General features: G+C 64.6%; 24 protein-coding genes. 19 read left to right on the top strand and 5 right to left on the bottom strand.

The annotated features are described in order from the left end of the window. Positions 1-95 precede the first annotated feature (95 nt). The 5 genes from HNO53_RS15180 to pepN all read left to right on the top strand — a co-directional run bounded on the left by HNO53_RS15180 (position 96) and on the right by pepN (position 5113). Entirely contained in the window at positions 96-554 is a 459-nt protein-coding gene (locus HNO53_RS15180) for a GNAT family N-acetyltransferase (RefSeq protein WP_209473446.1), read from the top strand. A gap of 98 nt (positions 555-652) precedes the next feature. Continuing rightward, a complete protein-coding gene (locus tag HNO53_RS15175; RefSeq protein ID WP_111413798.1) occupies positions 653-1138 on the top strand; it encodes a YajQ family cyclic di-GMP-binding protein in 486 nt (161 codons plus the stop codon). A 191-nt stretch (positions 1139-1329) separates the two neighbouring features. Next, positions 1330-1860: an Hsp20/alpha crystallin family protein gene (locus tag HNO53_RS15170; protein ID WP_209473445.1), complete on the top strand. Its 531-nt coding sequence runs from the start codon at positions 1330-1332 to the stop codon at positions 1858-1860. A 139-nt stretch (positions 1861-1999) separates the two neighbouring features. Then, positions 2000-2407, top strand: a complete 408-nt coding sequence (locus HNO53_RS15165; protein WP_209473444.1) for a YbaN family protein — start codon at positions 2000-2002, stop codon at positions 2405-2407. Between the two features lie 72 nt (positions 2408-2479). Continuing rightward, positions 2480-5113, top strand: coding sequence for an aminopeptidase N (gene pepN, locus HNO53_RS15160; protein ID WP_209473443.1), 2634 nt, complete (start codon positions 2480-2482; stop codon positions 5111-5113). Between the two features lie 81 nt (positions 5114-5194). Here the strand turns inward: pepN and HNO53_RS15155 are convergent, their stop codons facing one another. Both HNO53_RS15155 and HNO53_RS15150 read right to left on the bottom strand, forming a co-directional pair. After that, positions 5195-5482, bottom strand: a complete 288-nt coding sequence (locus HNO53_RS15155) for a hypothetical protein (RefSeq protein WP_209473442.1) — start codon at positions 5480-5482, stop codon at positions 5195-5197. Between the two features lie 32 nt (positions 5483-5514). Further along, positions 5515-7113, bottom strand: coding sequence for a cation:proton antiporter family protein (locus HNO53_RS15150; RefSeq protein ID WP_209473441.1), 1599 nt, complete (start codon positions 7111-7113; stop codon positions 5515-5517). Between the two features lie 104 nt (positions 7114-7217). On the opposite strand from HNO53_RS15150, the gene HNO53_RS15145 reads away from it, so the two are divergent. The 3 genes from HNO53_RS15145 (at position 7218) to HNO53_RS15135 (ending at position 8923) form a co-directional block, all read left to right on the top strand. Next, a complete protein-coding gene (locus HNO53_RS15145) occupies positions 7218-7814 on the top strand; it encodes a LemA family protein (protein ID WP_209473440.1) in 597 nt (198 codons plus the stop codon). A 6-nt stretch (positions 7815-7820) separates the two neighbouring features. Further along, positions 7821-8045: a hypothetical protein gene (locus HNO53_RS15140; protein ID WP_209473439.1), complete on the top strand. Its 225-nt coding sequence runs from the start codon at positions 7821-7823 to the stop codon at positions 8043-8045. 161 nt (positions 8046-8206) lie between these two features. Continuing rightward, complete coding sequence (locus HNO53_RS15135; protein ID WP_209473438.1) at positions 8207-8923, top strand: prolipoprotein diacylglyceryl transferase; 717 nt, start codon at positions 8207-8209, stop codon at positions 8921-8923. 124 nt (positions 8924-9047) lie between these two features. Here the strand turns inward: HNO53_RS15135 and HNO53_RS15130 are convergent, their stop codons facing one another. Further along, complete coding sequence (locus tag HNO53_RS15130) at positions 9048-9254, bottom strand: cold-shock protein (RefSeq protein ID WP_111413787.1); 207 nt, start codon at positions 9252-9254, stop codon at positions 9048-9050. 327 nt (positions 9255-9581) lie between these two features. On the opposite strand from HNO53_RS15130, the gene HNO53_RS15125 reads away from it, so the two are divergent. Continuing rightward, positions 9582-10223 carry a LysE family translocator gene (locus HNO53_RS15125; protein WP_209473437.1) on the top strand — a complete coding sequence of 214 codons (642 nt, stop codon included), beginning with the start codon at positions 9582-9584 and terminating at the stop codon, positions 10221-10223. An 8-nt stretch (positions 10224-10231) separates the two neighbouring features. On the opposite strand, the gene HNO53_RS15120 is transcribed toward HNO53_RS15125, so the two are convergent. Next, positions 10232-12190 carry a transglycosylase SLT domain-containing protein gene (locus tag HNO53_RS15120; RefSeq protein WP_420827841.1) on the bottom strand — a complete coding sequence of 653 codons (1959 nt, stop codon included), beginning with the start codon at positions 12188-12190 and terminating at the stop codon, positions 10232-10234. 168 nt (positions 12191-12358) lie between these two features. On the opposite strand from HNO53_RS15120, the gene HNO53_RS15115 reads away from it, so the two are divergent. The 8 genes from HNO53_RS15115 (at position 12359) to sixA (ending at position 20666) form a co-directional block, all read left to right on the top strand. Further along, a complete protein-coding gene (locus HNO53_RS15115; protein ID WP_242597437.1) occupies positions 12359-12691 on the top strand; it encodes a YkvA family protein in 333 nt (110 codons plus the stop codon). Positions 12692-12742: 51 nt separating this feature from the next. Continuing rightward, positions 12743-13237: a PaaI family thioesterase gene (locus HNO53_RS15110; RefSeq protein ID WP_209473436.1), complete on the top strand. Its 495-nt coding sequence runs from the start codon at positions 12743-12745 to the stop codon at positions 13235-13237. Beyond that, complete coding sequence (locus tag HNO53_RS15105; protein WP_209473435.1) at positions 13230-13700, top strand: PaaI family thioesterase; 471 nt, start codon at positions 13230-13232, stop codon at positions 13698-13700. Before HNO53_RS15110 ends, HNO53_RS15105 begins: the two co-directional genes overlap by 8 nt. 92 nt (positions 13701-13792) lie before the next feature. After that, positions 13793-15697 (top strand): molecular chaperone HtpG, encoded by a 1905-nt coding sequence (gene htpG / locus HNO53_RS15100; RefSeq protein WP_209473434.1) that lies wholly within the window; start codon positions 13793-13795, stop codon positions 15695-15697. A gap of 280 nt (positions 15698-15977) precedes the next feature. Continuing rightward, positions 15978-17549: a Re/Si-specific NAD(P)(+) transhydrogenase subunit alpha gene (locus HNO53_RS15095; protein ID WP_209473433.1), complete on the top strand. Its 1572-nt coding sequence runs from the start codon at positions 15978-15980 to the stop codon at positions 17547-17549. Between the two features lie 15 nt (positions 17550-17564). Further along, positions 17565-19007 carry an NAD(P)(+) transhydrogenase (Re/Si-specific) subunit beta gene (locus tag HNO53_RS15090; protein ID WP_209473432.1) on the top strand — a complete coding sequence of 481 codons (1443 nt, stop codon included), beginning with the start codon at positions 17565-17567 and terminating at the stop codon, positions 19005-19007. A 115-nt stretch (positions 19008-19122) separates the two neighbouring features. Then, positions 19123-20196 carry an NAD(P)H-dependent glycerol-3-phosphate dehydrogenase gene (locus HNO53_RS15085; protein WP_209473431.1) on the top strand — a complete coding sequence of 358 codons (1074 nt, stop codon included), beginning with the start codon at positions 19123-19125 and terminating at the stop codon, positions 20194-20196. Then, positions 20193-20666: a phosphohistidine phosphatase SixA gene (gene sixA, locus HNO53_RS15080; protein WP_209473430.1), complete on the top strand. Its 474-nt coding sequence runs from the start codon at positions 20193-20195 to the stop codon at positions 20664-20666. Before HNO53_RS15085 ends, sixA begins: the two co-directional genes overlap by 4 nt. A 28-nt stretch (positions 20667-20694) precedes the next feature. Here the strand turns inward: sixA and HNO53_RS15075 are convergent, their stop codons facing one another. Beyond that, on the bottom strand, positions 20695-21642 hold the full coding sequence (locus tag HNO53_RS15075) for an AEC family transporter (RefSeq protein WP_209473429.1): 948 nt from the start codon (positions 21640-21642) through the stop codon (positions 20695-20697). 219 nt (positions 21643-21861) lie between these two features. Between HNO53_RS15075 and HNO53_RS15070 the strand changes: the two genes are divergently transcribed. Both HNO53_RS15070 and HNO53_RS15065 read left to right on the top strand, forming a co-directional pair. Then, positions 21862-22677, top strand: coding sequence for an alpha/beta fold hydrolase (locus HNO53_RS15070; protein WP_209473428.1), 816 nt, complete (start codon positions 21862-21864; stop codon positions 22675-22677). After that, positions 22674-23534, top strand: coding sequence for an alpha/beta fold hydrolase (locus HNO53_RS15065; RefSeq protein ID WP_209473427.1), 861 nt, complete (start codon positions 22674-22676; stop codon positions 23532-23534). The genes HNO53_RS15070 and HNO53_RS15065 overlap by 4 nt, the downstream gene beginning before the upstream one ends. Positions 23535-23550 lie beyond the last annotated feature (16 nt).

Below are 23550 nucleotides of genomic sequence, written 5' to 3'. Positions count from 1 at the left end.
CAGGTGAAATGATTTCATGATTCCGACGGGGCAATGCTCGTCGGTTCGCCTTTATCGTCAGCATCCGTGCTGCTAGCGTCGGCTCCGGAGAACCCATGACCGCCACTCTGCGCCAGGCCCAGCCGCAGGATCTGGATGCGCTCCACCGCCTTGAGCAGGTAGCCTTCAGCGGTGACCGTTTCAGCCGTCGACAGCTCTGGCACTTGTTGAATCGTGCTCATGCCGAAACCCTCGTTGCCGACGACGGGGAGCGGCTCATGGGTTATGGCACCCTGTTATTCCGGCGCGGCAGCCGTCGTGCCCGGCTCTACTCGTTCTGCGTGCATCCCGATGCCCGCGGCAGCGGGCTGGGGCGTCAGCTGCTCGAGGCGCTGGAGCGGGTCGCTATTCACCACAATGCCGAGGCGCTGGGGCTGGAGGTGCGGGCGGACAATCGCATCGCGCTGGGCCTCTATCGACGCATGGGCTTTCGGCTGGAGCGCTGGCTCGACGACTACTACGAGGATGGCTGTGCCGGCTGGCAGATGAGCAAGCCGCTTGCCGCATCGGCTTGACTTGAGAGGTTGCATACGGGGCAGACAACCGCGGACGCGCAGGGATCGACCCGGGCTGGTAGACTTCCCGGCATGATTGGGCAAACAAGGACATCGCCATGCCTTCCTTCGACATCGTTTCCGAATACGACAAACACGAGGCCAGCAATGCCGTCGACCAGGCGAACCGTGAAATACAGGGTCGCTTCGACTTCAAGGGCGTCAAGGCTAGCTTCGAGCTGAACGGCGACACGGTACTGCTCGAAGCCGAAGTCGACTTCCAGCTCAAGCAGATGCTCGACGTGCTGCGTAATCGCCTTATCGCGCGAGGCATCGATGCCCGCTGCATGGAGGAGCAGGAGCCCGAACTCTCCGGAGTGCGGGCACGTCAGGAGGTCAAGCTCAAGCAGGGGCTCGAGCAGAAGGAGGCCAAGGACATCGTCAAGCGGATCAAGGACAGCAAGCTCAAGGTCCAGGCCCAGATCCAGGGTGAGAAGGTGCGGGTCACCGGCAAGAAGCGCGACGACCTGCAGGAGGTCATCGCCATGTTGCGCGGTGAAGGCGGCCCCGACCTGGCGCTGCAGTTCGATAACTTCCGCGACTGACATGCTGTGCTTGCCATCGGCTCCCCCTCAGTCGATGGCAAATTTGACCCAGCGCAAGAGTCGGTCGAACTCCTCTTGAAAAGTGGCTGGGCGCCACCATCCTTTTTGTGCAAGCGCAGTGCCGCTGTGGCCTGCCCGATGCGTCACGTTGGCTTGTCACGAGATTGGCTTGTCACGAAAGGAGGTGGCGTATGAACCTGCAGAAACTTTCTCCGTGGAACTGGTTCAAGAGCGAGCGCGGTGATGCCGAGGCGCCGATACCCGTGGAGCCCCGACAGGGTGAGCTGACGCCGTTTGCCGGCTTGCACCAGGAACTCGATCGCTGGATGAACGACGTCATGCGTCAATTCGGCATGCCCGCCCTGGAGAGTCGCTTCGGCGAGATGCCGAGCTTGCTGAGGCCCCGCCTCGACATTGCCGAGCGCGATGACGAGTATGTAATCAGCGTCGAAGTGCCTGGCGTGGAAGAGAAGGACATCAAGCTCACCTTGGACGACAATCGCCTGATCGTCGAAGGCGAGAAACGGCAGGAGAGCAGCACCCAGGAAGACCGCTACCAGCGCATAGAGCGATCCTACGGCAGTTTCCGCCGGGTGTTGGACCTTCCTGCCGACGCCCAGCGCGAGGAGATCCAGGCGTCCTTCGTCCATGGCATCCTCAAGATCAGGGTGCCGCGCAGCGGCGAAGTGCGATCAAATCGCCGGGAGATCCCCATCCAGTAAGCGTGGTGCACGTCACTCAGCTCGCCTTCGGGCGGGCTTTTTCCTTTTCTAACGATGCCATAGGCATGGTCGATTGGCCTGCCGCGGCGAGATGGGCTTCAATGAACACAGCAGGGAAAGCCTGAATGGGAGTTCTTGAATGCATTCGCTTCGCCGTGCCCTTTACCTTGCCTTGGCCTGGGTCAGTTTCGCGCTCGGCGTGGTGGGCGTTTTCATGCCGTTGATGCCGACGACCTGCTTCATGCTGCTGGCGGTATGGGCGGCATCGCGCGGTTCGCCGCGTTTCGCCATGTGGATCCGCGAGCATCCCCGCTTTGGTCCGACCGTGCTGGCCTGGGAGGGTGAGCGCGCCATTCCACGCCATGCCAAATGGGTAGCCGGCATCATGCTGTCCCTGTCGATCATGGTACTCCTCGTGACCCTCAGCCTGGTCTGGCTAAAGCTCTTGCTGGTAGCGGGCCTGACGCTGCTGGGGGTGTGGATCGTCACACGACCCGAGCCCGCGGGCGTGGCAGCGGGCTCGATGGCACGTCTGGTTCGGCGTTAGCGACAGCGGCCTTTGAGGTTGGGGAGTCGGCAACCGTACAATGGGCATCGATCATGGACAGGAGTCTCCCCGATGTCTGAACCCAAGCCGATCCATCGTCACGACTACCGGCCGCCCGCCTACCGTGTGACCGATGTCGAGCTGACCTTCGAACTGGACCCCGCCGCGACCCAGGTCAAGGCGAGCCTGCAGCTGGAGCGCCATCCGCAGAGCGGGGACGATGCGCCGCTGGAACTCGATGGCGAGCAACTGACACTCAAGCACATCGCCATCGATGGACAGTCGCTGGCCAACGACGAATACGCACTCAGCGACACCGGGCTGACCGTGTACAACCCACCCCGCCAGTTCCGTCTGGACACGGTGGTGGAAATCGCGCCAAGCGAGAACACGGCGCTGGAAGGGCTCTATCTCTCCAACGGCATGTACTGTACCCAGTGCGAGGCCGAGGGTTTCCGTCGTATTACCTACTACCCGGACCGTCCGGACGTGATGGCGACCTTTGCCACCACGGTAATCGGCGACAGGGCAAGCCTGCCGGTGCTGCTCTCCAACGGCAATCCGCTGGAGCGGGGTGAGCTCCCCGGCGGGCGTCACTTCGTCACCTGGCGCGACCCTTTCCCCAAGCCCAGCTACCTGTTCGCCCTGGTGGCTGGCGACCTGCAGAAGGTCGAGGATCGCTTCGTCACCATGAGCGGACGCGAGGTCACGCTGCAGCTATGGGTCGAGGAGGAGAACCTGGGCAAGACCGAGCATGCCATGGCCTCGCTCAAGCGCGCCATGCAGTGGGATGAAGAGACCTATGGTCGCGAGTACGATCTCGATCTGTTCATGATCGTGGCGGTCAACGACTTCAACATGGGCGCCATGGAGAACAAGGGGCTCAACATATTCAACTCGGCGGCGGTGCTGACCCACCCGCATACCGCCACGGACGCTGCCTTCCAGCGGGTCGAGGGTATCGTCGCCCATGAATACTTCCACAACTGGTCAGGCAATCGCGTCACCTGCCGCGACTGGTTTCAACTCTCGCTCAAAGAGGGTTTCACTGTCTTTCGCGACCAGTGCTTCTCCGCCGATGTCAACTCGGCTCCGGTCAAGCGCATCGAGGATGTCGCCTTCTTCCGTACCGCGCAGTTCGCCGAGGATGCCGGTCCCACCGCTCATCCGGTGCGCCCAGATCATTACATCGAGATCGGCAACTTCTATACCCTGACCATCTATGAGAAGGGCGCCGAAGTGGTCCGCATGCTGAGCAACCTGGTAGGCTGGGAGGCCTTCCGCCGTGGCAGCGATCTCTACTTCGAGCGCTTCGACGGCCAGGCGGTGACTATCGAGGACTTCGTCGACTGCATGGCCGAAGCCTCCGGCCAGGACCTGTCGCAGTTCATGCTGTGGTACTCCCAGGCCGGCACGCCGGAGATCGATGCCTACGGCGAATACGACTACGCCAATGCCGAGTATCACCTGACGCTACGCCAGCGCACGCCGGCCACGCCCGGCCAGCCCGAGAAGCAGCCGCTGCACATTCCCGTTCGATTGGGATTGGTGGGCACCAAGACAGGCCGCGACCTTGCCCTGACGCTGGAGGGGGAGTCGCTCGGCAGTGATGGTGTGATCCACCTGCGCGAGGCGGAGCAGACCTTCGTCTTCACCGATGTGCCCGAGGCCCCGGTACCTTCGCTGCTGCGCGGCTTTTCGGCACCGGTTCAGCTGCGCTTCCCCTACGGCCGCGAAGATCTGGCCTTCCTGCTCGCCAATGACTCCGACGGCTTCAATCGCTGGGACGCCGGCCAGCGGCTGGCGATGCTGGCACTGGATGACCTGATTGCCGCCCACCGTAATGGCGTCGAAAAGGTCATGGACACGCGCGTGGTCGAGGCCTTCCGTGCCCTGCTGGAACGTGGCAGCGACGACAAGGCGGTATTGGCCGAGATGCTGACGCTGCCCAGCGAGGCCTACATCGCCGAGCAGCAGCCGCTGGTCGACGTCGAGGCGATCCACGCCGCACGTGATTTCGTCAAGCAGTCGCTGGCCGCGACCCTGCGCGACGACTTCTTGCGTGTCTACGAGGAGAACGTTAGCGAGGCACCATATGCCCCCGAGCCCGATCAGATTGCCCGTCGCAGCCTGAAGAACGTGGCGCTCTCCTACCTGATGGCGATCGAGGACGAGCAGGGCATCGACATCGCTCGTCGGCAGTTCGAGGCCGACCACAACATGACCGACGTGCGGCACGCGCTCACGCTGCTGACCCACAGCAGCCGTGACGACCTTGCGGCGCCTGCACTGCGTGCCTTCGGTGAGAAGTGGGCGCACGATACGTTGGTCATGGACCAGTGGTTTGCCATTCAGGTCACCCGGCCTCAGCCGGACGCGCTGGACCGGGTCAAGCATCTAATGGCGCATCCGGCCTTCTCGCTGAAGAACCCCAACAAGGTTCGCGCACTGATCGGCACCTTCGCCAACCAGAACCGGATCAACTTCCACCGCGCCGATGGCGAAGGCTACCGTCTACTCGCCGATGTGGTAATCGAGCTCAACCGGCTCAACCCCGAGATCGCCGCACGTTTGGTCACGCCGCTGACCCGCTGGCAGCGCTTCGACGAATCGCGCCAGGAGCTGATGAAGGGCGAGCTCGAACGCATTCGCGCCGAGAAGCTCTCGCCGAATGTATACGAGGTGATCGAAAAGGCCCTTGCCTGAGGAAATGATAATCGCGTATTTCGCCTTTCCTTGTATCAAACGAAATGCCGCCCCAAGGGCGGCATTTCGTTTTGTCTGGGCTTAATAGATCAACCAACTAAGCACCGTCACGCCGAGCACCGCCCAGATCAGCGTGGCGAACAGGCTGCGGCGCAGCAGGGCACGCAGGGCGAGATAGAGCAGCCACAGCCCGAGCAGCAACACCGCCAGGCTGACCACGGTGGCAGGTATGCCAAGCGAGCTGGCCAGGCCGTCGAAGAAGCCGCGGGCGGAGGCGCCCAGGTTCTGGAAGAAGACGAGCAGCAGGTCGACCACGAAGCGGATGATCTCGCCCAGGGTCTTGCCCAGCCAGGAAAAGAAATCTTGCATGTACAATCTCGCGTCAATGGATGAAGCTCGTTTCAGCCGATCTGCTGCGCCACAGGCGCGACGCCGGCGGTTTCGGCGGCGCTGTCTGCCAGGGCTCGCCCCGCCTCGTCGTAGACATGAAAGACCGCATTTGCCCCCAACTCGCGTATCGGTTCGATCTCCTCGGGATACTCGACGACGGCGGTGATGCGACCTGGAAACTGCCGGTTGCGGAGCTGCTGCAGGGCGAAGAGGTTGCCCGAGTGATGCGGCATGGCCAGGACCACCATCTGCACCTCGCTCGACATCAGCAACTTATCCCAGAATTCTGAATCGACCGCATCCCCTTCGAGCAGGTTGAAGTCGCGCTCGCTCAGCTCAGTGACGGTCTTGGGGTTGCTGTCGATGCCCAGCACCCTGAGGCCATAGTGCTTGCGCAGCCGACGGTAGACGCTGCGGCCGATTCGCCCCATGCCGAGCACCACCGCCTGGGCATCGCCTATCTCTATCGGCCGCTCGCGGGTCGGCAACGCCTCTGCCGGTGCCGTGGGCAAGAGCGCTTCCAGGCGACGGTAGGCGCTTTCGCTGACCGCGTTGAGCACGGCGGAGCAGGCGAAGCTCAGAGCGACCGCCAGTGACAGTACGACCAGCCATTCTGCCGTCAGCCAGCCGGTGGCGACGGCCAGGGCGCCCACGATCAAGCCAAACTCGGAGTAATTGGTGAGCGCCAGCGTGGCCAGCAGCGAAGTGCGGTGACGCATCGGAAAGACCATGAAGACCGCCTGGTAGAGCAGGCTCTTCAACGGCAGGGCAATCACCAGCAGCAGCGCCAGACCGAGCATCTCCCAAGTCGGCGTGCTGGTAAAGCCGATGCTCAGGAAGAAGCCCACCAACAGCAGCTCCTTCAGGTTGAACATCGAGCGTGAGAGGTTACCGGCGGCAGGGTGTGGCGCCAGCAGCAGGCCGACGATCAGAGCACCAAGGTCTCCCTTGAGCCCCAGCAAGTCGAACAGGCCATAGCCCAGGACCAGCGCCAGGAACATGCCGAACAGCATCTGCATCTCGCCGTGTCCGAAGCGGTCCAGGGTCTGGCGCAGAAGCGGGGCCAGCGGGATGAGCAGGACCAAGCCGAGGGCCCAGGGGCTCGGCAGCTCGCCACTCGAGGCCGAGATGAACACCACGGCGAACACGTCCTGCATGATCAGCACGCCGATGGCCAGGCGGCCATGTGCGGATTGGGTCTCGCTGCGCTTCTCGAGCACCTTGACCACGAACACCGTGCTGGAAAAAGAGAGGGCGAAGCCCAGCATCAGCAGTGTGGCTGCGCTGGTCTTCTCCAGTAGTCCCAGGCCCAGCCACTTGAGCGCGCCGAGGACGAGGACGAAGAGCAGGCTGGAGCCGAGCATGTGTAACGAGGCGCTGCCCCACACCTCACTCTTGAGCAACTGGCGTACGTTGAGCTTCAAGCCAATGCTGAACAGCAGTAGGGTCACGCCGATGTCGGCGATCGTGGTGAGCAGTGGTGTCGACTCGTAGCCCAGCATATTGAGGACGAAACCGGCCGCCAGGAATCCGACGAGCGGCGGCAGGCGCACGAGCATGGCGGCTACGCCACCGAGAAAAGCGGCAATTATGTAGGCGGCGTCGATCATCTAACCCCAGTGCTCTGATAATGTGTCCGAGGCTGAGTGTAAAAGTTTGCTGCCCAAATGGCACTGGCGGAGTCGTCGCCCGGCGCCGGCAACGAGGAGATAACATGCAACTCACGACAATCGTGCTACTGGTCGTGCTGGTGCTGATGGTTATCTATGCCGTCAGCATCTATAACCGCCTGGTAGCGCTTAAGCATCGCTATCAGAACGCCTTCGCCCAGATCGAAGTGCAGCTCAAGCGCCGCTACGACACTATTGCCAACCTGGTCGAAACCGCCAGGGCCTACATGGCGCAAGAGCACGACACCCTCACCGCTGTGACCGAGGCGCGCAACGTCGCCCTGAGTGGGCTGAAATCGGCCGCCGCCCGGCCGGGCGAGCCCGGTGCCATGGCCGAGCTCGCCGGTGCCGAGGGAGCGCTCGGGGCTGCCCTCGGGCGCCTCAATGTCGTAATGGAGGCTTATCCGGATCTGAAGGCCTCCGACAACATGCGCCAGCTCTCCGAGACGTTGACCAGCACCGAGAACCGTGTCGCCTTTGCCCGTCAGGCCTTCAACGACGCGGTCATGCAGTACAACACCTACAAGCAGAGTTTCCCGCCGGTGCTGCTGGCGGGGCCACTGGGACATAGCCCGGACGCGGCGCTGCTGGAGTTTGACGACAGCGCCAATATTCAGGCGGCACCGCGCATCAACTTCTGACGGCACATGGCGATGGATTTCTTTGGCGCCCAGGCGCGCGCGAAACGCCTCACCCTGTGGCTGGTCGTGCTGCTCATCGTCGCCGTGTTGGGCATGTTCGCTGCCGCCGTAGCGGTGGTCGCGCTTGCCAGGCTGCTGATCGGAGGTGCTGCCCTGGCCAAGGCGCTAGGTGACCTGGCCTCGTCCATCCCGAGCAGGCGGACCCGCTGCGGGCCGTGGCTTGGTCGTTAGGCTGTCCGTTACCGCTGGCCGCTCTGAATGAGAGCGGGAATGGATCGTTTTCCCCGCTTGGTGTCCAAGCAGTAGGGTGACTGCCCCGGCGGCTTGCAGCGCTCGTCGGGCTCTGCTGGAATAAGCCCCTTTGCGGGTCTCATATGGATGGGAGAAAACCGATGGCCAAGACACCCTGGATCCCGGCCGCCGCGGCCTTGACCCTTGCCCTGCTGCTCGCGGGCTGTGGCGACGACGGCGAGGAAGCGTCAGCGCCAGCCCAGGATGGCGAGCCCCCGACCGAGACAGCGCCTGCGCCCGAGCCCGAGTCCGAAGAAGAAGTCACCGCGAACGAGTCCGCGGCCTCGCCGCCCGCGGAGGATGCGGAGTCATCGGCGGCGGACGAGCCTGCGCCTGGCGACGAGGAGGAAGTTGGCGCCGAGACGCTGGCCGAAACCCCTGACGAGACCTTGGAAGAGGGCGGCGCGCTCCCGGGAGAGCCGACCCGCGATGACATCGAGGCGATTCTCGAGGACACCGAGCGCCGTTTCGAGGAGGCCCAGCGCAAGATCGACCAGCAGTTCAAAGAGGCGGAGCAGAGTCGGCCCGAACTCGAGCCGATGGAGAGTGACGAAGAAAGCGCGGTCTCTGACATAGAGCGAGAGGCGGAGCGCTCCGGCGAGGTATCTCAGTCCGATGTCGACGCCTGGCTCGAAGAGACCGAGCGGCGCTTCGAGGAGGCGCAGCGCGAGCTCGACCGGCAGTTCGAAGAGGCGGAGAAGAGTGAGCCGAGCAGCGGCCTGCCCAGAATCGAGTCCGAGCAGCAGGCCGAGGCAGGCAGCGAGGAGGAGTCCCAGCCCGAGAACCGGTCACAGGACGAGCCCGGTTCGGGGACCTAGGCCTTGCTGGCGCCATCGCCTACCCGTGCAGCAAGGAAAAAGGCCCACTCTCTCGAGTGGGCCTTTCGGCGCTTCGCCGAGTCATTCTACTATACCCGGCGCCGGGTCTACCGAGGGGGAAGCCTCAGTTGGAAACCCGAATGTTGGAGGCCTGAAGGCCTTTCTTGCCCTGGGTCACGTCGAAGGTCACCTTCTGACCGTCCTGCAGGGTCTTGAAGCCTTCAGCCTGAATCTCGGAGAAATGCGCGAACAGGTCATCACCGCCGTCGTCCGGAGAGATGAAGCCGTAGCCCTTGGTATCGTTGAACCACTTGACAGTGCCAGTTGCCATTGTCGATTTTCCTTACTTACTGATTGATCGTGCCGGGCACCGGCGATACCGGGCCCAAACTGCGTGGGCTAGAGGGGAAAAGTGCGCTTCGGGTGCATCGAAAGGCTCGACATACGACGGGACGACTTTCCACTTGCTGACCAACGCCGCGGAAGCAACGTCACCCGTGCCTTCCGCTCAATCCACTGTAGTTAGAAAAAAACCGAGCGTCCAGCGAATCCGTCGTCTTAAATTGGCAATACTTCATATGGCACACCGTCAACCTCGTGGTGCTCAGGCGCTCGCCATGCCGGGTCTGTCATGCCCCTACTCAACCGGAGGTCCCTCATGCTGGATGCTCAGTTCTGGCCCTTTCTGATCGCCATTACCCTGCTTTCGATGAGCCCAGGGGTCGATACCCTGCTGGTCATACGCAATACCACCCGCGGCGGGGTGCGCGATGGTGTGATCACGAGCCTTTCGATCTGCTGCGGCCTGTTCGTGCATGCCACCATCTCGGCGCTGGGCATCTCGCTGATCCTGCTGCAGTCGGCTTGGGCGTTCAACGCGCTCAAGCTGGCAGGGGCTGCCTACTTGATCTGGCTGGGCATAAACGGCCTGGTGTCAGCCTGGCGCGGCAGGGGATTGCCGGTAGATGCGATGCAGAGCGAGCGTCAGGCCGTTCCGCTGTGGCGCCCGCTGCGCGAGGGGCTGCTTTCCAACGTGCTCAACCCCAAGACGATAGTCTTCTACATGGCCTTCCTGCCCCAGTTCATTGCGCCGACCGACCCGGCACTGCTCAAATCGCTGTGGCTTGCCGGGGTCCACTTCGTGATCGCCAACCTGTGGCAGATCGCCATCGTGTTCATGGTGGGCAGCGCCGGGCGCTGGTTTGGCAGCCGGCGCTTCGCCCGCACGCTGAACGGAGCGACCGGCACCGTGTTGATACTGTTCGGCATCAGGCTGGCACTGGAGCGCCAGCCTGGCTGAGAAGAGTGTCAGTTGCTGGCGAGCAGCGAGGCATCGTAGCGCATTGTCTTCTCCGCCTGGCTGAGCATCGCCACGCCTTCGCTGCTGCCGCCGTTGGCCAGGCTCTCGAAAATGACCCGGTAGGAGAGCACCGCCTGCACGTAGTCGCGGGTCTCGCGGAAGGGGATCGACTCGACGAACAGGTCGAACTCTTCCGGTGCGTCGCGCAGCCAGCGGTCCACCCGGCCGGGGCCGGCGTTGTAGGCCGCCGCTGCGGCCAGGCGGTTGCCGCGGTAGCGGTGGGTCATGTCGCGAATGTAGGTGCTGCCAAGGCGGATGTTGAGTTCGGGGTCGAGCACACCGTACGGCCCGGGGTCGCGGATGCCGAGCTGGCGGCTGAGCAGTGAGGCGGTGCCCGGCATGAGCTGCATCAGGCCGCGGGCGCCGGCCGGCGACAGCGCCTCCGGATTGTAGGCGCTCTCTCGCCGGGCGATGCCCATCAGCAGGTAAGGATCCACGCCGGTCTGCTGTCCCCAGTGCAGGAAATGCTCGCGGTAGGCCTCCGGGAAGCGCCAGTCCAGCGCATCCCAGAGCTCGGCAGCGATGGTGGTCTGCACCAGTCGTGCGTGCCAGCCGCGATGCGCGGCATAGTCGGCCAACGCTCTGACTTCGCGTGGCGTGGCGTTGGTCGCGGCATGCAGCCACTCGCTGTTGGCCAGCCCCTCCTCGCCGATGCGCAGCAACGCCTCGGTGCGCTGTACCGTAGGCCACTGGGCTACCTGATCGCGGAAATCGTCATTGAAGGTGCTGCGTTCCAGGTTCAGCGAGTAGGGACGCCCGATACGATCGGCAGCGGCAAAGCCGAAGAAGTTGCGTTCCTGTGCTGCTCGCGCATAGGCCACCTCGGCTAGCTCCTGGTTACCCAACTGCTCGTTGGCGCGAGCCTTCCAGTACTGCCAGCGACTGTCGGCGGCGACATCCTCGGGCAGATGTTCGACCCAGCGCAGCACATCGTTCCAGTCGCGCTGGGTCAGTGCGTGGCGGATGCGCAGTTCGAGCACACGTGCGGTGCCGATCCGCGGCAAGGCCTCGTCGACCCAGCCCAGGTTTTGTCCAACGTTACGCACCAGCGAGTAGAAGGCGAGTTCTTCCTCGATGGCGTGGCGATGGTCCTGTTCGATCGGCAGGTGTGGGGCGATCTTGCGCCAAGCCTCCATGGCGGCCTCGGTGTCGGCACGAATGAACCCCTGCATGGCGGCAACGAAGAGTGGTCCACTGCCGCGGCATTCGGGTCCGATGCAGGTAGGAATCCGGGTGATGTCGGCATAGCTGCGCTGCAGTCGCTCCACGGCGCTGCGGCCCTCCTGCCAGCGGCTGCCGAGCAGCCGACCCAGGTAGCTGACGAGGCCGCTCTCGCCCTGCTCCCAGGCCAGCATCATGCGCTCCCAGATCTCGAACTCGCTGATCTCGCCGTTGGCACGCAGGTGGTCGAACAGGGTGTCGCAGGCCGAAGGCTGCGAACGGCCGACATGCCACAGGGCGCGTCCCCCTTCGGCGGCTGCCTGCGGGTCGCTGCCTAGCAGGGCCGTGTAGTAGTAGCACTGACGCTCGGTGCCGCTGGGCACGCCCTCGGCCACGGCGAGCAGACTGCCGTAGCGGCCGGCGGCGCCATAGCGGGCGATTGCCTGGCCGCGCATCCAGTCGGCGACGGGCGCCCCGCGATGACGCTCGATGAATTCCAGGATCTGGCCCGGCTCGGCCTGTGGCAGGCGGCTACGCAGGCGGTGATACTCGACATAACTCTCGAGCACATGGCCGCTGATGGCGGCCTCGTCGATACGCTGCCACTGATGAAGGCGTGCGGCTTCGAGCGCTTCGCGCATGGCTGCGTCATCGGCCTGGCCGATCAGCGGCAGGCAGAGAAAGGAGGTGGCGACCAGGAAGCGGCAGTGCCTCAGGCATTGCCTCAAGGTGAGCATCGGCGACATGGTAACGACCTCGTTCGGTTCGCGGGCGGCATGGGTGGTGAGATGGTCAGCAGGCACGATGGCAGTAGTGTCGCACTAAATCAGCGGAACTACGAGGTAGGTGTCGTGCCGGGGAGCGCCTATGGTGAAGGGTCCTACTGGCTGTTACGGCGAAACGAGGAGTAAGAAGTGAAACCGTGGAATATCGTGGCTCGGCTGCGCCGACGCTCGCGGGCATTGGGACAGATTGCACGCGCGCTCAAGCTGTTCGTGCCCATGTATCGCGACGTGGTTAAGGGTCGCTATCGGCCACCGCCGTGGCCGGCCTTCGGTTGGATGCTGGCGGCGCTGGCCTATCTCGTCTCGCCGTTGGACCTGATTCCCGACTGGCTGCTTCTGCTCGGAGTTGTCGATGATATGGTGGTCGTCGGCTGGCTGTTGACAAAGGTAGACCGCAACCTGGACGCATACCGCCGCTGGCGAGGTTTTCCTGTCATGGAAGAGGGGGACGACGAGGGGTAGTTTTGATACGCTCGTTTGATTCCTGCCCCTGGACTTGTGTGAGGCCGAAAGATGCCCGACGTACCTGCCCCCACCGTGGATGAGTGGCGTGCCGCCCTGGCGCGCTTCGTGACCGTGATACCGCACACTCGAGAATTGGGCCTCGAGGTCGTTTCCGTCGCTCCGCCGACGGTGGCCATGTGCCAACCGTGGCGCGACGACCTGCTCGGCGACGTCGAGCGTGGACTCGTTCATGGCGGTGTGCTGAGCCTGCTACTCGATACGGCTTGTGGCTCGGCGGTGCTCTGCGGCCTGCCGCGCCCCGAGGTCTGCCCGACCCTGGACCTGCGCGTCGACCACTACCGCCCGGCGGTGGCTGGAAAGCCGATCTGGGTCGAGGCTCAGGTGCTGCGGGTCACGGCCTCGATGGTCTTCACCGAGGGAAGGGTGTGGCAGGAGCCGGGATGCACCGTTGCCCGCGGCATCGGCAATTTCGTCCGTTTGGGCGAGCGCAATACGCCGGAAGGCTTCGCCGAGGCGCTGTTCGCGGAGGTGGATCATGCCTGAGGGCTTCCACGACGCGGCCTGGCTGGCCAGAACCCGGGCTCAGGGGGACGTGGCTGCCTGGCTCGAACGGCTGCCCTATGCCCGCCACATAGGCGTTACGGCGAGCCCCGACGCCGGTGGCGATGGCCTTGTCTTTCGCCTCGAGCCGCACCAGCACAATATCGGCAATATTCTGCTGCCGGCGTTGCATGGTGGCGTGGTGGCCGCCTTCATGGAAACCGCCGGTACCCTCGACCTGATGCTGTCCGCGCGCGAACCGCGACTGCCACGCATCGTCGATTTCTCCATCGATTATCTGCGCACGGCGCGCGTCGTGCCGACCTTAGCGCGATGTCGCCTGCTGCGCGAAGGGCGGCGCCTGGCCAACGTGCAGGTCACGGCCTGGCAGGAATCGGAGGATCAACCGGTGGCCACGGCTCGCCTGCATCTGGTCCTGGGGGTGCCGGAACCAAGCGACGCTTGAAAACCCGGAGCCGGCCCCCATATCGCTGAACAGTTCAAAAACGGCGTCGCGTCATGCGCCGCCGCGGGTTCAAGCCATGAGGTAACCGATCCATGTCCACGACCGCTCACGAGGAAACCCTCGGCTTCCAGACCGAGGTGAAGCAGCTGCTGCACCTGATGATCCACTCCCTGTATTCCAATCGGGAGATCTTCCTGCGCGAGCTGATTTCCAACGCCGCCGACGCCTGTGACAAGTTGCGCTACGCCGCGCTCGACAACGATGCGCTGTACGAAGGCGACAGCGAGCTGCGCATCGAGATCGAGCATGACGAAAAGGCTGGCACCGTCACCGTGCGCGACAACGGCATCGGCATGAGCCGTGACGAGGTGATCCAGAACCTGGGCACCATTGCTCGCAGCGGCACCGCCGAGTTCCTCAAGCAGCTCTCCGGCGAGCAGCAGAAGGATGCGCGGCTGATCGGCCAGTTCGGGGTGGGGTTCTACTCCAGCTTCATCGTCGCCGACGAAGTCACGGTGCGTACCCGCAAGGCGGGCAGCGACAAGAGCGAGGGTGTCGAATGGCGCTCGAAGGGCGAGGGCGAGTTTACCGTCGCCGACCTCGAGCGCGAGGCACACGGCACCGAGATCGTCCTGCACCTGAAGAAGGAAGCCAAGGAGTTCGCCGACGACTTCCGCCTGCGCAGTCTGGTGCGAAAGTACTCCGACCATATCGAAGTGCCGGTGCGCATGCCCAAGGTCGAGACGGCCAAGGACGACGAAGGCAACGAGATCGAAGGCAGCGAGGTCACCACCTGGGAAACCGTCAACGAGGCCACCGCGCTGTGGGTGCGGCCCAAGAGCGAGGTTTCCGACGACGAGTACAAGGCCTTCTACAAGCACGTGGCCCACGACTTCAGCGATCCCCTGACCTGGAGCCACAACAAGGTCGAGGGCAAACTCGAGTACACCAGTCTGCTCTATGTACCGGGGCGCGCGCCCTTCGACCTCTATGAGCGCGATGGCTCCCGCGGAGTCAAGCTCTACGTCCAGCGTGTCTTCATCATGGACGACGCCGAGCAGTTCCTGCCACTCTACCTGCGCTTCATCAAGGGCGTGCTCGACACCCGCGAGCTGTCGCTCAACGTCTCCCGCGAACTGCTGCAGCAGGATCCCAAGGTCGAGAAGATCAAGGGCGCGCTGACCAAGCGGGCGCTGGACATGCTCAAGAAGCTGGCCAAGGACCAGGAGGCCTACCAGACCTTCTGGAACACCTTCGGCAGCGTGCTGAAGGAGGGCCCGGCCGAGGACTTCGCCAATCGCGAGAAGATCGCCGCGCTGCTGCGCTTCTCCACCACCCACACCGACAGCGCCACCCAGGATCAGTCGCTGGCCGACTACGTCTCGCGCATGAAGGAGGGCCAGGAGAAGATCTACTACATCGTCGCCGACGGCTTCAACGCGGCGAAGTCGAGCCCGCATCTGGAGATCTTCCGCAAGAAGGGCATCGAGGTGCTGCTGCTCCACGACCGCATCGACGAGTGGCTGATGAGCCACCTGAACGAGTTCGAGGGCAAGCGCTTCGTCGACGTGGCCAAGGGCGAGCTCGACCTCGGCGAGATCGAGGGCGAGGAAGAGAAGAAGGCCCAGGAGGAGACCGCCAAGGCCAAGGAATCGCTGGTCAAGCGCGTCAAGGAAGCGCTGGGCGACGCCGTGCAGGAGGTCAAGGTGACCCATCGACTGACCGATTCTCCTGCCTGCGTGGTGTTGCCGGAGCATGAGATGGGCTTCCAGATGCGCCGCATCATGGAAGCCGCCGGCCAGAAGATGCCAGAGGTCAAGCCGATACTCGAACTCAACCCGACCCATGCGCTGGTCGAGCGGCTCGAGGGCGCCGAAGGCGAGCGCTTCGCCGATTTGGCCCAGGTACTGCTCGACCAGGCGATCATCGCCGAGGGTGGCCACCTCGACGACCCCGCAGCCTACGTCAAGCGGCTCAATACGCTGCTGACAACCTAGGTCTTGCGACGGGCGTCGTCACGGCGAGGCCCGTCGCTTGATGGCCGCATGCCTACGCGTTTTCAAGCCGCCTGCAGGCGGCTTGTTCATGTCCATATGCGTCCCGCCATGTATCTTTGACGTCAACGTCATCGTTCATTTTTTTCCGATATTTCAGCTGCATAGTTTTACATTCGAAGGTGTTGGAAAAGCTGCGCAGCGGTTGTGCATCGCGGCATGGTCAGGTATGAATAACTGTTTGCCCTATTCGACCTTTCTATAACCATAAGGGAGATCCAACGTGAAGATTGGTGCACCCAAGGAGCTCGCCAAAGGAGAGGCGCGTGTCGCGCTGACCCCTGACAGTGCGCAGTTCATCAAGAAGCTAGGACACGAATGCTTGATCGAATCCGGGGCCGGTATCGCCGCCGGTTTCGATGACGACGCCTATCGCGCCGCCGGTGTCACGGTGGTGGAGAGCGCCGAGGCGCTGTGGCGCGAGGCCGAGGTCGTGATCAAGGTACGCGAGCCCACGGATGAAGAAGCCGACCTCCTGCGCGAAGGCCAGACCCTGATCGCCTTCTTCTGGCCGGCGCAGAACGAGGCCCTGCTGGAGCGCTGCCGGGCCAAGGGCGCGACTGTGGTCGCCATGGACATGGTGCCGCGTATTTCGCGGGCCCAGAAGATGGATGCCCTCTCCTCGATGGCCAATATCGCCGGCTATCGCGCGGTGATCGAGGCGGGCAATCAATTCGGCCGTTTCTTCACCGGCCAGGTCACCGCCGCCGGCAAGGTGCCTCCGGCCAAGGTGCTCATCGTCGGTGCCGGCGTGGCGGGGCTTGCCGCCATCGGCACCGCGACCAGCCTGGGGGCGGTGGTGCGTGCCTTCGACGTGCGCCCCGAGGTGGCCGAACAGATCGAGTCCATGGGTGCCGAGTTCCTGTTCCTCGACTTCGAGGAGAATCAGGACGGTTCCGGCACCGGCGGCTACGCGGCGCCTTCCAGCCCCGAGTTCCGCGAGAAGCAACTGGCGCTGTTCCGTGAGCAGGCGCCCGAGGTCGACATCGTCATCACTACTGCCCTGATCCCGGGGCGGCCGGCGCCCAAGCTGTGGCTCGAGGACATGGTCAAGGCGATGAAGCCCGGCTCGGTGATCGTCGACCTGGCCGCCGAAAAGGGCGGCAACTGCGACCTGACCGTACCGGACGAGCGGATCGTCAGCGACAACGGCGTCGTGGTGGTCGGCTATACCGACTTCCCCTCGCGCATGGCGACGCAAGCCTCGCTGCTGTATGCCACTAACATCCGTCACATGCTCACCGACCTCACACCGGAGAAGGACGGCAGCATCGTCCATGACATGGAGGACGACGTCATCCGTGGCGCCACGGTGACGCACCAGGGCGAGATCACCTTTCCGCCGCCGCCGCCCAAGGTCAAGGCAATCGCCGCGGCGAAGCCCAAGCCCAAGGAGAAGGAGCCCACTCCCGAGGAGCGGCGAGCGGCCGAACATGCTGCCTTCAAGGCGCAGACCAAGCGCCAGGCGACCCTGCTGGGTGCCGGTGGTCTGCTGATGTTGGTGCTCGGCCAGGTGGCGCCTGCCTCCTTCATGCAGCACTTCATCGTCTTCGTGCTGGCCTGCTTCGTCGGCTTCCAAGTGATCTGGAACGTCAGCCACTCGCTGCATACGCCGCTGATGGCGGTGACCAATGCCATCTCGGGGATCATCGTGCTCGGGGCGGTACTGCAGATCGGCTCCGGGAACTGGCTCGTCGTGCTGATGGCGGCCATCTCGGTGCTGATCGCCACCATCAACATCGTGGGCGGCTTCCTGGTGACACGCCGGATGCTCGCCATGTTCCAGAAATCGTAAGCGCGGAGACAACACATGCTGAGTCAAGGATTCGTGTCTGCCGCGGCGATAGCGGCAAGCGTACTGTTCGTCCTCTCCCTGGGAGGGCTGAGCAATCAGGAGAAGGCCAAGCGGGCCGTGTGGTACGGCATCATCGGTATGGCCGTGGCGGTCTTCTTCACCGCCTTCGGGCCGGGGATCGGCGCCTACTGGCTGATGATCCCGATGGTGATCGTCGGCGCGGTAGTCGGCGCCTACGTGGCCAAGAAGGTCGAGATGACCGAGATGCCGCAGCTGGTGGCGGCGCTGCACAGCTTCGTCGGCCTGGCCGCGGTGTTCGTGGCCTGGAGCGCGGACCTCGAGCGGCGCCGCGTGCTGGCGGCCCGGGCCCTCGATGCGGGCGCCGAGCAGTTCTCGGCCTTCGCCGCGCTCGTCGCCACCAAGGCCCCGGATGAGCTGATGTTCCTGCAGATCGAGGTGGTATTGGGCGTATTCATCGGCGCGGTGACCTTTACCGGCTCGGTGATCGCCTTCGGCAAGCTCGCCGGCAAGGTCGACGGCAAGCCGAAGCAATTGCCCGGTGGCCACCTGCTCAACGCCGGGGCGGCCGCGCTGTCGCTGCTGCTGGCCATCCTCTACCTCAACGGCGCCGGCTTCTGGACACTGCTGCTGATCGCCGCGCTGGCCTTCTTCATCGGTTACCACCTGATCATGGGCATCGGCGGCGCCGACATGCCCGTGGTGGTGTCGATGCTCAACAGCTACTCCGGCTGGGCCGCGGCGGCCATCGGCTTCACGCTCTCCAACGACCTGCTGATCGTCACCGGCGCACTGGTGGGCTCTTCCGGTGCCATTCTGTCGTACATCATGTGCAAGGCGATGAACCGCAATTTCGTCAACGTCATCCTCGGTGGCTTCGGCGGCACCCAGGGACCGGCGGCCGAGATCGAGGGCGAGCAGGTGGCGATCGATGCCGGCGGGGTGGCGAGCGCGCTCAACGATGCCGACAGCGTGATCATCGTGCCGGGCTACGGCATGGCCGTGGCCCAGGCACAGAACGCGGTGAGCGAGCTGGTGCGCAAGCTGCGCTCGGCGGGCAAGGAGGTTCGCTTCGGTATCCACCCGGTGGCGGGGCGCTTGCCGGGCCACATGAACGTGCTGCTGGCCGAGGCCCGGGTGCCCTACGATATCGTGCTGGAGATGGACGAGATCAACGACGACTTCGCCAGCACCGACGTGGTGATCGTCATCGGCTCCAACGACATCGTCAACCCTGCTGCCCAGGAGGATCCCAACAGCCCCATCGCCGGCATGCCGGTGCTCAAGGTGTGGGAGGCCAAGCAGGTATTCGTCTGCAAGCGCGGCCAGGGTACCGGCTATTCGGGCATCGAGAACCCGCTGTTCTTCAAGGAGAACACGCGCATGTTCTACGGTGATGCCCGGCAGAGCATCGACTCGCTGCTGTCGCAGATCGATTGAGCCAGTCCGGGCTTGCGCCCGCCGTCCAATGACGAGACATGCCCCCGCAAGGGGGCATTCTTCGTTACACTCATGACGGAATCTCCTGAGACTTCGTTCGATTCACGGGGCAGACATGTCAGACGATCCCATGCGGGTAGCAGTACTGGGCGGCGGCAGCTTCGGCACCGCGCTGGCGAGCATCGCCGCCGACAATGGCGCCAGGGTAAGCCAGTGGCTGCGCGACCCCGAGCTGGCGGCACAGATCGACCGCGAACACCGCAACCCTCGCTACCTGCCGGACTACGCCATCAACCCGGCAGTGCGGGCATTCAGCAACATGGAGGAAGCGCTCGAAGGCGCCGAGCTGGTACTGGTGGCGATTCCCTCCAAGGCCTTCCGTGACGTGGTGCGCCAGGCCCGGCCCTGGCTCCATCCCGACCAGATTCTGGTGAGCACCACCAAGGGGATCCAGGAGGAGGGCTTCAAGCTGATGAGCCAGATCCTCGAGGAGGAAACGGGCTTCACCCATATCGGCGTGATCTCGGGGCCCAACCTGGCCACCGAGATCGCCCAGAAACAGCTCACCGCCACCGTGGTGGCCAGCGACGATGCGCTGACACGCACCCGGGTGCAACAGGCGCTGGGCTGCGACTATTTCCGCGTCTATGCCAGCAACGACCGCTATGGCGTCGAGCTGGGCGGAGCGCTCAAGAACATCTATGCGATTGCCGCCGGTATGGCTGCGGCGCTGGGCATGGGCGAGAATACTCGCAGCATGCTGATGACCCGGGCACTGGCCGAGATGGGCCGCTTCGCCGTCAGTCTGGGCGCCAACCCCATGACTTTCCTCGGGCTGGCCGGGGTGGGCGATCTGATCGTGACCTGCTCGTCGCAGCTGTCGCGTAACTACCGGGTCGGTTACGCCCTGGGCCAGGGCAAGGGGCTGGACGAGGCCGTCGAGGCACTGGGTCAGGTCGCCGAGGGTGTCAATACGGTGCGTCTGGTGCGTGACAAGGCACGTGCGGATGGTGTTTACATGCCGCTGGCCGAGGGGCTCTACCAGGTCCTGTTCGAAGGTGTGCCGGCGCGCGAGATGGCGCGCATGCTGATGCGCGGCGAGCAAAGCAGCGACGTGGAGTTCGTCCTGCCACGCGAAGCCGTGCAACAGGCTCATCGCCGAATCGAGGCGGATGAGGGCGGGGCATGACGGCGCAACTCTTTATCATGCGCCACGGCGAGGCGGCTGCAGGGCATCCAGACAGTGAGCGCGAGCTGACCACCCGCGGACAGGCCGAGGCCGAACGCATGGCCGGCTGGTTCGGTCGGCAGGCGCTGGCAGGTGCCCGACTCTATACCAGCCCCTTCGTGAGGGCGCGTCAGACGGCTTCGCCGGTGGCCGAGGCGCTGGGTATCGAAGCCGAGGTGTTGCCACTCATCACACCCGACGACTCGCCGGCGGCGGTATGCGACTGGCTGATTGCCCATGCCAGCGATACGCCCATCGTGCTGGTCAGCCACATGCCCTTGGTAGGGCTGCTCGCCGAGCTGCTGACGGAGGGCAGGGCGCTTCGCGGTCTAGGCTTTCCCACGGCCGCGGTGGCCGAACTCGAGGGCGAGGTCTGGGCGGCGGGTTGCGCCAGGCTGCTGCGTTTCAGGGCACCCGCTGACATTCGCTGAGCCAGGGTGATCGAAGCCCGGCTGAGCCTCAAATCCAGCCGATCACCTTCAGCGCGAACACACCACCGGTGACGGTCAGGCTGGCCAGCAGCGTGGTCAACGCGATGATGTTGGCCGCCAGCGCGGCGTTGCCGCCCATGGCCTTGACCATCACGAAGCTGGCCGCGGCGGTGGGACTGGCGAAGAACAGGAACAGCACCCCCAGCTCGCGCCCCTCGAAGCCGAACAGCCAGGCGCCCAGGGTGGCGCCCAGCGGCAGGCTGACCATCTTGATCAGGCTGGCGCCGGTTGCCAACCGGCCCGAGGCCCGGATCGAGCCCAGCGACAGGGTGGCGCCGATGCAGATCAATGCCAGCGGCAGGGTCAGCGAGGCGAAGTATTGCCCCGAGGTCATCAGCCAGCCGGGAAGGCGAAGTTCCAGGGCGGCCACCGGCACGGCGACCACCACGGCCAGGATCAGCGGGTTGCGCAGAATGTGGCCGGCGATGCTGCGCCAGTTGGTGCGCTTGCCCTTCTGGTAGGTGGCGAGCACGACAACCGAGAAGGCATTGTAGGTGAGGATCACCACGCCGAGCAGCAGCCCGCCGGCAGAGAGCCCGTAGTCGCCGTACATGCCGGCGGCCAGCGCCAGGCCGACGATGCCGCAGTTGCCGCGAAAGGCGCCCTGCACGTAGACGCCCCGCTCGGCATGGGGCACGCGCAGGATGGCCCAGCCCCAACTGAGCAGGAAGCTGGCCAGAGTGGCCAGGGCGAAGTATCCCAGCATGCCGGGATTCAGCGTGGCGTCCAGGTCGGCCTTGATGATGCTGAGGAAGATCAGCGTCGGCATGGTGGCGCGGAAAACCAACTGCGAGGCGGTCGTTACGAAGGCATGATCGATCCAGCCCAGACGCTTGAGGCCCAGGCCGAGAAAGACCATGGCGAAAACCGGCAGGGTGATCTCGAGGGTGGCGAAGAAGAGGTCGAGCAGGCTCATCCACGCACCAGCCACAGGCCGATCACGATGGCGGCGGTTACGGTGATCCAGAATAGGCGGTTGCGTAAGCGAGTGTCGCGCCGGGGCCGGGTGGGGCGAGGCATGATGGACTCCAGAGAAGCGGACGGCATGGGCCGGAGGTCGACTTGGCGAGATAGAGTAAACCCGTTAGCCTGCTATCGCCACTAGCGGCTTGCCAGACTGATATGGGACCCCGCCATGAACGAACGTCACCCCTCCATGCGGCCGCGGCTGGTCTTCGCCCACGCCAACGGCTTTCCGGGCATGAGCTATCGCAGCCTGCTGGCGCCACTGCACGAACGTTTCGACATTCACCCCGTCGATCGTCTCGGTCACCATCCCGCCTATCCCGTGGGGGCCAACTGGCTGGCGCTGCGCGATGAACTTCTCGAGCATGTGCCGGAGGCCGACGGTCCCGTCATCGGCGTCGGACACTCCATGGGCGGGGTGCTGATGGCCATGGCCGCAGAGCATGCACCGCAGCGCTTTCGCTGCGTGGTGATGCTCGATCCTCCGCTGATGCTGGGCCTCGACGCCTGGAGCATGAAGGTCGCCAAGCGTTTCGGCTTCGTCGATCGGGTGACGCCCGCGGGCAAGAGCAGGGCGCGCCGTGCCAGCTGGCCAGACCGTGAGGCCATGGCCAACCACCTGCGCCGCCGGGGGCTGTTCCGTCGCTTTACGCCCGATGCCCTGCACGACTACGTCGAGGGCGGTACCCGGCTGCGCGATGATGGCAGCGCCGAGCTGATCTACGACCCGGCCATCGAGACCGAGATCTTTCGCAACCTGCCCGATCATCTGGCCCGCTTGCCGCGCCGGCTGCACATTCCCTTCGGTGTCCTGGTGGGCGGCGACTCCGACCTGATCACGCCCAGGCGCCGACGACGCCTGGCCGGCCATGGCATTCCCCTGGCCCTGGTGCCGGGCACCCACATGTTTCCCATGGAGCATCCCGAAGAGACCCGCCAGGCCCTGCTGGCCATGCTCGACGACCTGCTGGGAGGTGAGGCATGAACCCAGCACACTCGTTGAGCCTGGCCGAGGGGCGACTGGCCGCACTCGCCTGGGGGCGCGAGGATGCGCCCACCTGGCTGGCGCTGCACGGCTGGCTGGATAACGCGGCCAGCTTCAGCCGGCTGGCGCCCCTGCTGGTCGAGCGCCTCGGCATTCGCCTCGTGGCGCTGGATTTCGTCGGGCACGGCCACTCGGAACATTGCGAGGGTGATTACGCGCTGTGGGACTACTGCCACGACCTGCTCGACGCCGCCGACGAGCTGGGCCTGGGGCGTGTTTCGCTGTTGGCCCACTCCATGGGCGCGGGGGTGGCCTGCCTCACTGCAGCGGCGCTCCCGGAGCGTATCGAGCAGCTGGTGTTGATCGATGGCCTGGGCGCCGTGACCACCCCGGCGGCGGAGAGCGCCGTCCAGCTGCGCAAGGGCCTGCTAGCGGCCCGGCGCACGCGTTCGGTGACGCCGCGCTATCCTGATAGCAAGACCGCAGTGGCGGCTCGCGTCGCGGGGGGCGTGACGCCGATCGACGCCGGTACGGCGACGCCTCTGGTCGAGCGTAACCTAATACGAGAGGCCGATGGCCATGTACGCCTGCGCACCGACGGCCGGCTGCTGTGGCCCTCGCCGGTACGGCTGAGCCCCGAGCAGGCGCTGGCGCTGCTGGGCGCGATCAAGGCGCCGGTCCTGCTGATCGAGGGCGAGCGTGGGATCCTCGGCGAGCGCGACATGGCCCGGGCGGCCCGGGCGGCCGTGCCGCAGCTGAGGCGCGAAGTACTGCCGGGAGGGCACCATCTGCATCTGGAACCCGAGAGTGTGGACGCCGTGGCAGAGGCCATCGCGAACTGGCAAGTGGCACCGTAGCGGAAAACGACCTTCC

The organism is Billgrantia antri, from assembly GCF_017868935.1.
Lineage (GTDB): Bacteria > Pseudomonadota > Gammaproteobacteria > Pseudomonadales > Halomonadaceae > Halomonas > Halomonas antri.
Note: the sequence above shows the minus strand (reverse complement) of the source record. Positions and strands in the feature narration are given on the sequence as shown.

Coding starts and splice junctions, on each gene's coding strand:
- HNO53_RS15105 (WP_209473435.1), top strand. CDS start 13,230: ATGCCTGAGGGCTTCCACGACGCGGCCTGGCTGGCCAGAACCCGGGCT.
- HNO53_RS15120 (WP_420827841.1), bottom strand. CDS start 12,190: ATGTCGCCGATGCTCACCTTGAGGCAATGCCTGAGGCACTGCCGCTTC.
- HNO53_RS15065 (WP_209473427.1), top strand. CDS start 22,674: ATGAACCCAGCACACTCGTTGAGCCTGGCCGAGGGGCGACTGGCCGCA.
- HNO53_RS15145 (WP_209473440.1), top strand. CDS start 7,218: ATGCAACTCACGACAATCGTGCTACTGGTCGTGCTGGTGCTGATGGTT.
- HNO53_RS15175 (WP_111413798.1), top strand. CDS start 653: ATGCCTTCCTTCGACATCGTTTCCGAATACGACAAACACGAGGCCAGC.
- HNO53_RS15075 (WP_209473429.1), bottom strand. CDS start 21,642: ATGAGCCTGCTCGACCTCTTCTTCGCCACCCTCGAGATCACCCTGCCG.
- pepN (WP_209473443.1), top strand. CDS start 2,480: ATGTCTGAACCCAAGCCGATCCATCGTCACGACTACCGGCCGCCCGCC.
- sixA (WP_209473430.1), top strand. CDS start 20,193: ATGACGGCGCAACTCTTTATCATGCGCCACGGCGAGGCGGCTGCAGGG.
- htpG (WP_209473434.1), top strand. CDS start 13,793: ATGTCCACGACCGCTCACGAGGAAACCCTCGGCTTCCAGACCGAGGTG.
- HNO53_RS15130 (WP_111413787.1), bottom strand. CDS start 9,254: ATGGCAACTGGCACTGTCAAGTGGTTCAACGATACCAAGGGCTACGGC.
- HNO53_RS15085 (WP_209473431.1), top strand. CDS start 19,123: ATGTCAGACGATCCCATGCGGGTAGCAGTACTGGGCGGCGGCAGCTTC.
- HNO53_RS15180 (WP_209473446.1), top strand. CDS start 96: ATGACCGCCACTCTGCGCCAGGCCCAGCCGCAGGATCTGGATGCGCTC.
- HNO53_RS15140 (WP_209473439.1), top strand. CDS start 7,821: ATGGCGATGGATTTCTTTGGCGCCCAGGCGCGCGCGAAACGCCTCACC.
- HNO53_RS15165 (WP_209473444.1), top strand. CDS start 2,000: ATGCATTCGCTTCGCCGTGCCCTTTACCTTGCCTTGGCCTGGGTCAGT.
- HNO53_RS15125 (WP_209473437.1), top strand. CDS start 9,582: ATGCTGGATGCTCAGTTCTGGCCCTTTCTGATCGCCATTACCCTGCTT.
- HNO53_RS15070 (WP_209473428.1), top strand. CDS start 21,862: ATGAACGAACGTCACCCCTCCATGCGGCCGCGGCTGGTCTTCGCCCAC.
- HNO53_RS15090 (WP_209473432.1), top strand. CDS start 17,565: ATGCTGAGTCAAGGATTCGTGTCTGCCGCGGCGATAGCGGCAAGCGTA.
- HNO53_RS15135 (WP_209473438.1), top strand. CDS start 8,207: ATGGCCAAGACACCCTGGATCCCGGCCGCCGCGGCCTTGACCCTTGCC.
- HNO53_RS15110 (WP_209473436.1), top strand. CDS start 12,743: ATGCCCGACGTACCTGCCCCCACCGTGGATGAGTGGCGTGCCGCCCTG.
- HNO53_RS15155 (WP_209473442.1), bottom strand. CDS start 5,482: ATGCAAGATTTCTTTTCCTGGCTGGGCAAGACCCTGGGCGAGATCATC.
- HNO53_RS15170 (WP_209473445.1), top strand. CDS start 1,330: ATGAACCTGCAGAAACTTTCTCCGTGGAACTGGTTCAAGAGCGAGCGC.
- HNO53_RS15150 (WP_209473441.1), bottom strand. CDS start 7,113: ATGATCGACGCCGCCTACATAATTGCCGCTTTTCTCGGTGGCGTAGCC.